A 12,116-nucleotide genomic window follows, 5' to 3' on the forward strand; every position below is an offset into this window, starting at 1 on the left:
ATAATTTTGAGTAAAAATTATTTTTATCTTTTTACACCTTGTTTGTTAATCCAACGCACATATTCCTGCTTATTTCGATTGTGCTGAGCTAAATTTTTGGCGAATTTATGATAGCCAAAATTTTTAACATCAGCTACAAAATAGAAGTAATCGTGATCTTCATAATTAAGCACGGCGTTTATAGCAGAAATATCTGGCATAAAAATAGGTCCCGGTGGTAACTCTTTGTATATATAGGTATTATAAGGAGAATCTAATTCCAGATCTTTATAAAGCACTCTTTTAATAATGGTATCCCATTTTTGCGTTTTATTTTTCAATGCGTAGATCACTGTAGGATCGGCATCTAATTTCCAACCGTTTTTATACCGGTTCATATAAACTCCCGCTACTTTTGGGCGTTCGTCTACTTTGGCAGTTTCTTTGTGAACTATTGAAGCCAGTGTGGAAACCTCTTTAGGGTTCAAGCCTATTTCTTCGGCTTTTTGCTTCTTTTCATCGGTCCAGAAGCGATCGTATTCCCGCTTCATTCGCTCTCTAAATTCTTCAGCTGAAGTATTCCAGTAAAATTCATATTGGTTAGGAATATACATTGCTAAGGCATTAGCTTCAGTAAAATCATTTTCAGCTAAGAATTCTTTATCCTTAAAAGCTTTAATTAAAGCTGCACTATCGGCTTCAATTTGCTGGGCAACCCTTCCGGCAAGATTTTCCAGTCTCTCCTGGTTATTAAAGGTAATTTTTACCGGTAAATTTCCGCTTCGCAAAGCATTTACCAATTCATTATTATTCATCCCGGGTTTAATAGCGTATCTCCCGGCCCTGATATTTGATGCATAACCCTTTTTTCGGGCAACAAGGTCAAATGATTCCATATCTTCCACGTAAGGCTGAAGGCTATCTATCACGGTTTGATAGTCTGCACCCGTAGGCACATAAACTATCTTTTTCTCTCCCGTAAAACTGGTGTTTCCAGAAAAAATACTGGTATAAATATAATAGCTAAAAACAGAAAGGCCTATAAGCCCAAGAATGGCAATAGCCAGTAGAATTTTTTTGATGTACATTATTTATTGATCAATTGATAGAGAATTTCATCTTTAAAACCGCCTTCAGAATAAGTCCAGTCTTTTTTTATACCAACTCTTTGGAAACCCAGGTTTTCAAAAAGTTTTACGCTGGTTTCGTTTCCTTCGGTGATATTTGCATAAACCTGGTGCATGGCGAGATGGGTAAAACAGTAATTGCAAAGTAATTTTAGAGCTTCAGCACCATATCCTTTTCCGCGTTCAGAGGGATCGGCAATTAAGATTCCCAAAGCTGCCCTTCGGTCTTTTGGCTCAAAGTCAAAAATATCTATTAGACCAACTTCATTATCCTGAAGATCACAAATCACCAAGCGCAATTGTTTAATATCGTAAATGTCGCGATGCGCGTTTTCCAGGTATTGCTTAATAAGAAACCGTGAATAAGGGGTTTGGGTGGCACTTACTTCCCAAAACTCTTCTATATTCTCCACAGTATGAACAAAATCGAGATCCTCGGGTTCCAAAGCACGTAAATAAACCTTATTTCCTCTTAAGCCTGGCATACTATTTCTCCTTTAAAAACCTGCTCTGCCGGGCCGGTTAACCACACATTTGTATAAGTTTCGTTTTCTTTACTGAAGGAAACCGATAATTCGCCCCCGGGAACAATTAGCTTTACCGTATTCTTATTTGCCTTTCCAGAAGCGTGCGCCGCCAGCGCAACTGCAGTAACCCCTGTACCGCAAGAAAGCGTTTCGTCTTCCACTCCCCTTTCGTATGTTCTAACTAAAAAGGTATTATCTTCCTGCATATCTACAAAATTCACATTGGTACCGCCATTGGCTACATATTCATCTGAATATCTAATTACAGCGCCTTCTTTTTTCACATCAAGATCGGCGACATTTTTGGTGAAAATTATGTGATGTGGAGAACCAGTATCAAGAAAAGCACTATTTCCCAGTTGTTTTATCTCTGCAACATTCTGCATTTGTAAACTAACCTGGTGGTCGCTAATCGTCGCTTTATGCGGACCATCTATTGCCGTAAAAGTAGCTGCATTTTCTATTATTCCAAGAAATTTCGCAAAGGCTACCAGACAACGTCCCCCATTACCGCACATACTGCTTTCATTACCATCGGCATTAAAATATACCATTTTAAAATCGTCACCATCTATGTCAGGATTTTCCAAAAGTATAAGTCCGTCCCCCCCAATGCCAAATTTACGGTCGCACAGCATTTTTATTATTTTGGTATTGTTTTTGGATAACAGTTGTTTACGGTTGTCAATCATCACAAAATCGTTCCCGGTGCCCTGATATTTATAAAATGGAATTTTCATTACGTGAATTTTAAGGGCAACAAAGATACTATAAATAACACGATTTTAGGCCGTGTTAAATGGCCGTTAAAGTTAAAAACTGAAAATACTAATATTATAATTTTAAAGTTGAATTATATAAAAACAAGATTGAAAATGAAAAATTTATCTAAACTACTTCTCGTTTCTATTTTAGGAGGCACGTTGACTTTAGGGAGCTATAAAATGTTTTTTGAAGAAGAAACGTCCACAGGTTTACCCCCGGTTTCTAATACTACAGCCGAATTAATTCCTGCAAATTACTCAGGAAATATCTACGGCACCAATGCCGATTTTACTGAAGCAGCAGAAAATACCGTTAACGGAGTGGTACACGTTAAAAACGTAGCTGTTTTTAAAGGTCCGCGTACTATGAGAGATCTAATTCAGGGGAATTATAGTGGCGGAAAAGCACTGCAGGGAGCCGGCTCTGGAGTTATTATTTCTCCAGATGGTTATATTGTAACCAACAACCACGTAATTAAAGAAGCCAATGAGGTTGAAGTTACCTTGAACAATAACAAAACCTATACTGCAGAAATTGTTGGAGCCGATGAAAGTTCAGATATCGCTCTATTAAAAATTGATGCTGAAGGCCTGGATTATATTCCGTTTGGCGATTCTAACAATGTAAAATTGGGAGAATGGGTGCTTGCAGTTGGAAATCCTTTTAACCTTAAATCTACCGTAACCGCTGGAATTATTAGTGCTACCGCAAGAGATTTAAATACACGCGATCTTACTTCGCAATCTTTTATACAAACGGATGCCGCGATTAATCCAGGTAACAGTGGAGGCGCTTTAGTGAATATTAATGGCGAACTGGTTGGAATTAATACTGCCATTACTTCCCAAACCGGAAGTTATATAGGTTATGCATTTGCCGTACCCTCTAATAATACCCGTAAAATCGTAGAAGATATTATGGAGTATGGTGATGTGCAAAAAGGAATTTTAGGAATTAGAGGTGGAAATATTAACCCACGGGCGGTAGAAGAATTAGGACTTGAAACTACCCAGGGAGTTATGGTGGCTGAAGTAACCGAGGGAAGCGGTGCAGAAAAAGCCGGACTTAAACAAGGGGATATAATTAGAAAATTAGATAATATAGACATTAATAAATTTTCTGATCTAACTGGATATATTAATTCAAAGCGTCCTAACGATGAAATTGATGTACTATTTATTAGAGATGGCAAGAAAAGAGAAGCTAAGGTAACCCTTACAAAATTTGAAACCTACACTATAGAACCTATAAAAATAGAAGTTTCTAATGCCAGTAAGGAAGAATTACAGGAATTGAATGTTGAAAATGGCGTAAGAATTCACCGTACCCTTTCCCCTAGATTACCTGCGGAAGAATTGGTAGGAACCATTATTACCGCAATAGATAATAAAGAGGTAGCTAGCGTAAGTGATGTTGAACGAATCTTTAGAAATAAAAATCTTGCTGAAGATATTGTGATTACCATAGTTGATAGAAATGGCGAAAAACAGCGAATGGTTTGGCGATAGAAAGCAAAGAATAAATCTTCTAAAACTCCCTTAATTAAAGGGAGTTTTTTATGCAAAATTTTCTTTACGAAAACGTTTGAAATATATACTTTTGCGCCAATAATTAAGAACCTTGGGGAAGTCCACGAGGTTTGAGATAGAAACTATTTTATAATTTCGAGCTAAGGCTCGGCAAAATTAAACCCTCAAAGAGGGAAAACAACACAAACCACACATGAGCTTCAACAAAGTTTACGAAAAGGAACTTTCTTTTCAGGCAAACCGGCGCAAAGCGACCGTACAATTTATTAATATTATAAGTGATCTTTGGTACGATAAATCTATTGAGCTGGTCTTATTCAGAAATCAATTACTTAACCGAAATGTAAGCGATATTCTAAATCTACACGAATATGCCGGGGAATTTGTAGAAAAACCAATCTCAATATTTGATACGGTAGAAATAGCAAAAGCAATCCAGGATATGGATCTGCCACCTGCAAAACTGGACATTGGGAAATTAACCTATGAGTATCATTTAGAAGACCAGGGACATCTTAATGCTATGGCTTTTGTTTCAGATAAACTGAAAGATGCAAAAAAATATGATAAAGTTGTTCCTAAGGATGTTGTGCTTTACGGTTTTGGGCGTATTGGTCGCTTATTAGCCAGAGAATTAATGGCCAGAACCGGTAAGGGCAGTCAGTTGCGTTTGCGAGCTATCGTTACTCGAGGTGCTGTAGATAGGAATGTTTTAGAAAAACGTGCTTCTTTATTAAAAAATGATTCAGTTCACGGTGATTTTTCTGGAACTGTTGGTATAGACGAAGAAAATAGCACACTTATTATAAACGGCACTACCGTTAAGATAATTTCCGCAGATAGACCTGAGGATATTGACTATACAAAATTCGGAATAAATAAAGCTTTAATTATAGATAACACCGGTGCGTTTAGAGACAAAGAAGCACTAAGCAGACACCTTAAAGCGAAAGGAGCGGCAAAGGTTTTACTTTCTGCTCCCGGGAAAGGCATTCCCAATATTGTTCATGGTGTAAATCATAAAGAATATAATCCTGATAAAATTTCGATATTTTCTGCAGCTTCATGTACTACGAATGCAATCACCCCTGTGTTAAAAGCCGTTCAGGAGACACTTGGTGTGGTGCACGGACATTTAGAAACTATTCACGCCTACACTAACGACCAGAACCTGGTAGATAATATGCACAGCAAATACCGAAGAGGTCGTGCTGCTGCCCTTAATATGGTGATTACCGAAACCGGTGCCGGAAAAGCCGTAGCCAAAGCTTTACCTGTGTTTGAAGGTAAACTTACTTCTAACGCAATTAGGGTTCCTGTTCCCAATGGGTCACTTGCGATTCTAAATCTGGAAATTGATGGTCAAACCACTGTTGAAGGCGTAAATAATATTTTAAAGAAATACGCCCTTGAAGGTGAACTTGTAGAACAAATTAAATATTCCCTGGATAATGAATTAGTATCATCAGACATTGTTGGCTCTAACGCCCCGGCTATTTATGATAGTAAGGCGACAATAGTCTCTGAAGATGGTAAAAAGGTAATTCTTTATATCTGGTATGATAACGAATATGGGTACAGCCACCAATTAATAAGGCTGGCAAAGTATATCGCGAAAGTGAGAAGGTTTACTTATTATTAATATTTTATAATAAGCTAAAATACCTGAAAACCCACCTAAATTTGGTGGGTTTTTTATTGGGAATACTTTACATTTGCGCGCTCAAATAATTAATTTAAAGGAATTTATAAAAATTAGATTCAAATTAACCAATTCTTTTACAATAAGTAAAAAAAGAAGGCGTTCAAGCATATAAATTCCAACCAGAAAAATCCTAAATGATGCGTAATATTATTTTTTCAAGTTTACTTTTAATATTTTCAATCAGTTTTTTATCGGCTCAGGATTCCCTGGCTACTTCTAATTTTATTGAAGACGAATTTGACAACCTTATTGAATCTTCAAACAACTACCAGGGCTACAAAGTAGTAGATTATGATGCTTTAATTGAATTACGAGACAATACAAAACGCCACGTTCAGGATTTAAAAAATGAGCTTCAGGAAGAGCAAAGCACAATTTCCAATCAAAATGAAGAAATTGAAAATCTTGAAAATCAATTAGCCCAAACCCAGGAAGATCTTCAGCGTGTAAACGAAGAAAAAGATGCTATTAAATTTCTTGGGATGCCCTTTAGCAAAGGAAGTTATATGGCCTTGATGTGGGGAATTGTAGGAGTCTTAATTCTCGCACTACTTTTCTTTATCTATAAGTTTAAAAATTCTAATGCTACTACTAAAGAAGCAAAGCATAGGTTAGATGAAACCGAAAAAGAATTTGACCTATACCGCGCGAAAGCTTTAGAAAAAGAACAGCGCTTAGGCCGCATGCTTCAGGATGAAAAGAATAAAGCCAAAGATTAATTTTCTTCAGCTAAAATTTTAATTAGCATCTTTGCATTTTATTAGAAAATATGCGCATAGATATAATTACCGTTGTTCCAGATTTACTTAAAAGCCCTTTTGAGGCTTCTATTTTAAAAAGAGCTATAGAAAGCGGTCATGTAGAAATTCATCTTCATAATTTACGAGATTATGTAACCGATAATTACAAACAGATTGATGATTATCAATTTGGCGGAGGTGCCGGGATGGTAATGATGGTAGAGCCTATAGATAAGTGTATTTCTAATCTTAAAAGTCAGCGGGATTATGATGAAGTAATCTATATGAGCCCGGATGGCGATCGTTTTAATCAAAAAACGGCGAATGCACTTTCCCTTAAGGAAAACATCATTATTCTCTGCGGACATTATAAAGGAGTAGATCAAAGAGTACGCGACCATTTTATTACCAAAGAAATTTCTATAGGCGATTATGTACTTTCTGGCGGGGAACTTGGTGCTGCCGTGGTTTGTGATGCTATTATAAGATTAATTCCCGGAGTTTTGGGTAATGAAACTTCAGCGTTAACTGACTCTTTTCAGGATAATTTACTGGCACCACCGGTTTATACAAGACCTGCTGAATATAAAGGATGGAAAGTTCCGGAGATATTAACCTCGGGGAATTTTCCTAAGATAGAAGCCTGGCGGGAAGAAAAAGCCTGGGAGCGTACCAAACGCTTAAGGCCTGATCTTTTGGATGAAACAGAAAAATAATTGCAATTTCTAAGTTGCATTATAAATTAAAATTAATACTTTTGCACTCGTTCTAAAATAACCTCTGGCGAGGTCCGTGAATGTTGTTTTAGATTTTACATTAAATAAGAAATTATGGAATCGTTAATTAAGTACGTACAAGACGAATTCGTTGAAAGAAAAGATTTACCTGAATTTTCTGCAGGTGATACCATTACTGTGTATTACGAAATTAAAGAGGGTCAAAAAACCCGTACCCAGTTTTTTAAAGGGGTAGTAATTCAGAAAAGAGGTAGCGGTGCTTCACAAACTTTCACCATTAGAAAAATGAGTGGAACCGTTGGAGTAGAAAGAATTTTTCCTTTAAACCTTCCTGCAATTCAAAAAATTGAATTGAACAAACGAGGAAAAGTAAGAAGAGCTCGTATTTATTACTTTAGAGAACTTACCGGGAAAAAAGCCCGTATTAAGGAAGCTAAAAGATAGAATACATCTTATTCAAATTATAGAAAGCCCCATAAATCGGGGCTTTTTTTATAGATTATTTTTAAGTAAACCAGCATACTACAATTTTATCATTAATATTTCAGTAATCTTTTTAGTATTTATCGTTATTTCTTTAACCTAAATGCTAAATATTATAATTTAATGATATTAAATTCTTGTTAATAGTTGTTATTCTTGTAATTTATGGCCTTGAAAAAACTAAAACATATTTTATGAAAAAAACAACAATTAAATTATGGAAAATGCTTGTATGCGTTTTCTTATTTGGGGCTGTATTTAGCTCATGTGAGAAAGAAGAGAATTTAAGTGAAAGTGAGGAAAACCTTGCTACTGATTTACAGGAGCCACCATTTAAAAATTATATGGTAATTTCTGAATCTTCTGACTTAACTAAAAGTGTAGAAAATTCTCTAAAAACAAGCGGTAGTGAGATCGTAAGTTCTATTCCTGAAATTGGAATTTCTATTGTAAGTTCAAAAGATGTAAACTTCATAGAGAACACCATGAAAAAGAAGAACATAAACGCTGTGGTGCCAGATTATGAAATAGCATGGATACCTACCTCTAAAGGTATAGAAGCAAATCTTCCAGAAGCCACACCTAGTATTGGAAGCACAGAACCTTATTATTTCTACGATTATCTTTGGGGATTAGAGGCTATTGACGCTCCAGATGCATGGAATGCTGGTTTTACTGGTAGCGGGGCAAATGTATTTGTTCTTGACTCTGGTATAGATGCCGAACACGTAGAACTGGCACCCAATTTAAATACTTCACTTTCAGCTTCATTTGTACCCGGAGAAGATTGGAATGTTTTAGAGAGCACTCCTTTTGATAATCATGGAACTCACGTAGCAGGAACCATTGCTGCTGCTCAAAATGGATTAGGCCTTATTGGTGTTGCACCACACGCTGAACTTGTAGCTGTTAAAGTTCTTTCTGAATTTACAGGAAGTGGCGCCTTTAGTTCAATTAATGCCGGTATTGTTTATGCAGGCGAAAACTCGGCTGACGTTATTAATATGAGTTTAGGTGTTACTTTGAATAAGAACGGAAAATTAATTGATGCAAACGGAGATCCTTATAAAATACCTGCTAAGTATGTTATGGAAATTGTAAATGCTCAGCAAAAAGCTATAGATTATGCCTATAAAAAAGGAAGTACAATTATAGCTTCAGCAGGTAATGATGGGGTAAATTACGATGGAAATTCAGCATATATTAAACTACCTGGTGGATTAAATAATGTGGTAACTGTCTCTGCAACTGCACCCGAAGGTTACGACTGGACTGCAGATTACACAAACTTTGATATTCCTTCAAGTTACACTACTCACGGGAAATCTTTAGTAGACATTGCTGCCCCTGGAGGAGATGGAGACGTTGCTCTTGATGATATGATTCTTAGCACCGGTAATAATAATTCATTATTCTGGAGCGCAGGTACAAGTATGGCTGCTCCACACGTTTCTGGTGTTGCTGCATTAATCATCGCTAAAAATGGTGGTGACATGAATCCTCAAGAAGTTACAAAACAAATTGAAAAAACTGCAGATAAAGTTGATGGCAACGGTCAAAGCACATTCTTTGGAAAAGGAAGAATAAATGCTTACCGCGCAGTAACCGAGTAAACTGCTTCAAATTTAATAATATAGAAAGCCCCGAAATTCGGGGCTTTTTTATGCGTAAATATCGGCATTCTATAGGCTTCCAACTCACTGTATAACAAAAAGTTAAAAATTTTATTTTACTGTCGTTTTGTTGTATATTTAATATGGAATTTAGTTGAAGGGAATGACAAAAGGATTTCTTATTAAATTGAAATTCCGCGTAAAGCTTAAAATCCTTTACATACGGTTTTTATCTTCTATATAACGCTCATGTTTTGCCAGGTCAAAAATAGTTTGAAAGATAAAAACCCTTTAGATTCAAAAATCTAACTTTACTAAGTTTTTATTTTTGAATCATTGAAATAATGCACACCGGGATTTTTCCCTTAAAGAATTTCGAAAATTCAGTGAGAACGTATTATTTCAGTTGAAGCCATTTCATTTTAGTTATTAAGATGAAATGGCTTTTTTTATGCCCTTTTTGTAATAATTAACAGGCTTTAACCTTGCTTCAGCTATGATAAAAGCTTGAAAAATATTATATTGCGCAGAGCTCGAACGCCCAGTGAAAATTGGGCGTTCATTGAGTTTAGACATTTCAAAATTAATCAGCTATAAAAATTACAAAATGACACAGATTGGAAAGATCATTTATACCAAAACAGATGAAGCCCCGGCTTTAGCTACCTATTCTTTTTATCCTATTGTAAAGTCGTATACCAAAGCGGCAAATGTTGGGATGGAAACTAAAGATATCTCCCTGGCAGGTAGAATTTTATCTCAGTTTCCACAATACCTTTCAGACGATCAAAAAGTAAGCGATGATTTAGCCGAACTTGGTGATTTGGCTAAAAAACCCGAAGCTAATATTATTAAGTTACCTAATATCAGTGCTTCTATTCCGCAGTTAAAAGCTGCCATTAAAGAGCTACAGGAAAAAGGTTATAAATTACCAGACTATCCAGACGAACCTTCAAATGATGAAGAAAAGAAAATCCAGGCTACTTACGATAAAGTAAAAGGTAGTGCGGTAAATCCAGTGCTACGTGAAGGAAATTCAGATAGACGAGCTCCAAAAGCGGTAAAGAATTTCGCTAAAAAACATCCGCATTCTATGGGAGAATGGAGTTCAGATTCCAAATCTCATGTGGCTACAATGAATGGTGGAGATTTTAAAGCCAATGAAAAATCTCTAACCCTTAACGAGGAAACCGATGTAAAAATTGAATTTACTTCTAAAGATGGCGATAAAAAATTTCTAAAAGATAATTTGCACTTGCTTAAAGGAGAGGTTATTGACGCCACTTTAATGAGTAAAAAAGCACTTTTACAGTTTCTTAGAGAACAGGTTAAAGATGCTAAAGAAAAAGGAGTGCTTTTTTCTTTACATATGAAAGCCACGATGATGAAGGTTTCAGACCCCATTATTTTTGGTCACGCAGTACGCGTATTTTTTGAAGATGTTTTCAACGAATATGGCGAAGAGCTTAAAAACGCAGGAGGAGATCCAAACAGCGGACTGGGAGATATATTAAATGCCATTGAAAAACTTCCTGCCGATAAAAAAGCAGAAATTGAATCTAAAATAAAAGCCGATCTTGAAGAAGGACCAGATTTAGCAATGGTAAATTCTGATAAAGGAATTACCAACCTTCACGTACCAAGTGATGTGATTATAGATGCATCTATGCCCGCTATGATTAGAACATCGGGCCAAATGTGGAATAAAAATAACGAAACTCAAGATACCAAAGCGGTAATTCCAGATAGTAGTTATGCTCCCCTTTACCAGGAAACTATTGAATTCTGCCAAAAGCACGGTGCCTTTGATCCTACTACCATGGGAACTGTTCCTAACGTGGGCTTAATGGCTCAAAAAGCCGAAGAATATGGTTCTCACGATAAAACTTTTGAGATTCCCGCTGCCGGTACTGTGCGTGTAATTGATAAAAGTGGAAAAACTTTGACAGAGCACGAAGTTGAAGAAGGCGACATCTGGAGAATGTGCCAGGTTAAGGATGCTCCAATCCAGGATTGGATTAAATTGGCGGTAAACAGAGCAAAAGCTACCGGTTGGCCGGCAATTTTCTGGTTAGATGAAAATCGTGCTCACGATGCTGAGCTTATTAAAAAAGTGAATCAATATCTTCCAGACTATGATACTCAAGGTGTAGATATTAAAATAATGTCGGTTGCTGAAGCTACCAAATATACGCTGGAACGAGTAAAAGCTGGAAAAGACACCATCTCTGTTACAGGTAATGTGTTAAGAGATTATTTAACCGACCTTTTTCCAATTTTAGAAGTAGGAACCAGTGCAAAAATGCTGTCTATTGTACCTTTAATGAATGGTGGTGGATTATTTGAAACCGGTGCCGGTGGATCTGCACCAAAACACGTACAACAGTTTCTTGAAGAAGGCCACTTGCGTTGGGATTCTCTTGGAGAATTCCTTGCTCTTGCAGCTTCCTTAGAGCATTTAGGCGAAAAATATGAGAATAAAAAAGCGCTTGTGCTTTCTGAAGCATTAGACGACGCTACCAATAAATTCTTGGAAAATAGTAAATCGCCATCCAGAAAAGTAAACGAATTGGATAACCGCGGTAGTCATTTTTACCTGGCTTTATATTGGGCACAGGCTTTGGCCGCACAAGATAAGGATGCCGAGTTAAAAGAACATTTTGCTAATGTTGCTTCAAAATTAGAAGGAAACGAAGAGCAAATTAATAAGGAATTAATAGATGCTCAGGGATCTTCTGTAAATATTGGAGGTTATTATAAACCAGACGAAGATCTTACTTCTAAGGCTATGAGACCAAGCAAATTATTGAATGATATTCTAGGATAAATTTATAATTTTAATAGTTTTTAAAAGCCGAAATTAATTTTTCGGCTTTTTTATTTTATTTTTTTGTTTAATCTTTTTAAACAA

The 12,116-nt window shown here is 36.3% G+C and carries 10 protein-coding genes; 7 read left to right on the plus strand and 3 right to left on the minus strand.

Annotated features, from left to right (window positions below; genetic code table 11):
• Positions 1 to 23: 23 nt before the first annotated feature.
• Genes mltG through dapF form a run of 3 tightly spaced genes read right to left on the minus strand, consistent with a single transcriptional unit; the run spans position 24 to position 2,373 of the window.
• Positions 24 to 1,067 carry an endolytic transglycosylase MltG gene (mltG, locus tag AO058_RS16670; RefSeq protein ID WP_075327573.1) on the minus strand — a complete coding sequence of 348 codons (1,044 nt, stop codon included), beginning with the start codon at positions 1,065 to 1,067 and terminating at the stop codon, positions 24 to 26.
• The gene (locus AO058_RS16675; RefSeq protein WP_075327574.1) at positions 1,067 to 1,591 is read right to left on the minus strand and encodes a GNAT family N-acetyltransferase; all 525 of its coding nucleotides are present in this window, start codon (positions 1,589 to 1,591) and stop codon (positions 1,067 to 1,069) included. The genes mltG and AO058_RS16675 overlap by 1 nt, the downstream gene beginning before the upstream one ends.
• The gene (dapF, locus tag AO058_RS16680; protein ID WP_075327575.1) at positions 1,579 to 2,373 is read right to left on the minus strand and encodes a diaminopimelate epimerase; all 795 of its coding nucleotides are present in this window, start codon (positions 2,371 to 2,373) and stop codon (positions 1,579 to 1,581) included. The genes AO058_RS16675 and dapF overlap by 13 nt, the downstream gene beginning before the upstream one ends.
• Positions 2,374 to 2,508: 135 nt before the next feature.
• On the opposite strand from dapF, the gene AO058_RS16685 reads away from it, so the two are divergent.
• The 7 genes from AO058_RS16685 to AO058_RS16715 all read left to right on the plus strand — a co-directional run bounded on the left by AO058_RS16685 (position 2,509) and on the right by AO058_RS16715 (position 12,032).
• Positions 2,509 to 3,906: a S1C family serine protease gene (locus AO058_RS16685; protein WP_075328012.1), complete on the plus strand. Its 1,398-nt coding sequence runs from the start codon at positions 2,509 to 2,511 to the stop codon at positions 3,904 to 3,906.
• Between the two features lie 214 nt (positions 3,907 to 4,120).
• A complete protein-coding gene (locus tag AO058_RS16690) occupies positions 4,121 to 5,569 on the plus strand; it encodes a glyceraldehyde-3-phosphate dehydrogenase (protein ID WP_075327576.1) in 1,449 nt (482 codons plus the stop codon).
• Between the two features lie 197 nt (positions 5,570 to 5,766).
• Positions 5,767 to 6,351 carry a hypothetical protein gene (locus tag AO058_RS16695; protein WP_232228859.1) on the plus strand — a complete coding sequence of 195 codons (585 nt, stop codon included), beginning with the start codon at positions 5,767 to 5,769 and terminating at the stop codon, positions 6,349 to 6,351.
• Between the two features lie 50 nt (positions 6,352 to 6,401).
• Positions 6,402 to 7,088, plus strand: a complete 687-nt coding sequence (trmD, locus tag AO058_RS16700) for a tRNA (guanosine(37)-N1)-methyltransferase TrmD (RefSeq protein WP_075327577.1) — start codon at positions 6,402 to 6,404, stop codon at positions 7,086 to 7,088.
• A 114-nt stretch (positions 7,089 to 7,202) separates the two neighbouring features.
• Positions 7,203 to 7,553, plus strand: a complete 351-nt coding sequence (gene rplS / locus AO058_RS16705) for a 50S ribosomal protein L19 (protein ID WP_037319936.1) — start codon at positions 7,203 to 7,205, stop codon at positions 7,551 to 7,553.
• A gap of 233 nt (positions 7,554 to 7,786) precedes the next feature.
• The gene (locus tag AO058_RS16710) at positions 7,787 to 9,205 is read left to right on the plus strand and encodes a S8 family peptidase (protein ID WP_075328014.1); all 1,419 of its coding nucleotides are present in this window, start codon (positions 7,787 to 7,789) and stop codon (positions 9,203 to 9,205) included.
• Between the two features lie 607 nt (positions 9,206 to 9,812).
• The gene (locus tag AO058_RS16715) at positions 9,813 to 12,032 is read left to right on the plus strand and encodes an NADP-dependent isocitrate dehydrogenase (protein WP_075327578.1); all 2,220 of its coding nucleotides are present in this window, start codon (positions 9,813 to 9,815) and stop codon (positions 12,030 to 12,032) included.
• Positions 12,033 to 12,116 lie beyond the last annotated feature (84 nt).

Origin of the sequence: Salegentibacter sp. T436 (assembly GCF_001932675.1) — a bacterium.
Taxonomy (GTDB): Bacteria; Bacteroidota; Bacteroidia; order Flavobacteriales; family Flavobacteriaceae; genus Salegentibacter; species Salegentibacter agarivorans.

What these genes read in the sequence shown, in the direction of transcription:
- mltG (WP_075327573.1), bottom strand. Translation starts at nt 1,067, where the DNA reads ATGTACATCAAAAAAATTCTACTGGCTATTGCCATTCTTGGGCTTATA.
- AO058_RS16675 (WP_075327574.1), bottom strand. Translation starts at nt 1,591, where the DNA reads ATGCCAGGCTTAAGAGGAAATAAGGTTTATTTACGTGCTTTGGAACCC.
- dapF (WP_075327575.1), bottom strand. Translation starts at nt 2,373, where the DNA reads ATGAAAATTCCATTTTATAAATATCAGGGCACCGGGAACGATTTTGTG.
- AO058_RS16685 (WP_075328012.1), top strand. Translation starts at nt 2,509, where the DNA reads ATGAAAAATTTATCTAAACTACTTCTCGTTTCTATTTTAGGAGGCACG.
- AO058_RS16690 (WP_075327576.1), top strand. Translation starts at nt 4,121, where the DNA reads ATGAGCTTCAACAAAGTTTACGAAAAGGAACTTTCTTTTCAGGCAAAC.
- AO058_RS16695 (WP_232228859.1), top strand. Translation starts at nt 5,767, where the DNA reads ATGATGCGTAATATTATTTTTTCAAGTTTACTTTTAATATTTTCAATC.
- trmD (WP_075327577.1), top strand. Translation starts at nt 6,402, where the DNA reads ATGCGCATAGATATAATTACCGTTGTTCCAGATTTACTTAAAAGCCCT.
- rplS (WP_037319936.1), top strand. Translation starts at nt 7,203, where the DNA reads ATGGAATCGTTAATTAAGTACGTACAAGACGAATTCGTTGAAAGAAAA.
- AO058_RS16710 (WP_075328014.1), top strand. Translation starts at nt 7,787, where the DNA reads ATGAAAAAAACAACAATTAAATTATGGAAAATGCTTGTATGCGTTTTC.
- AO058_RS16715 (WP_075327578.1), top strand. Translation starts at nt 9,813, where the DNA reads ATGACACAGATTGGAAAGATCATTTATACCAAAACAGATGAAGCCCCG.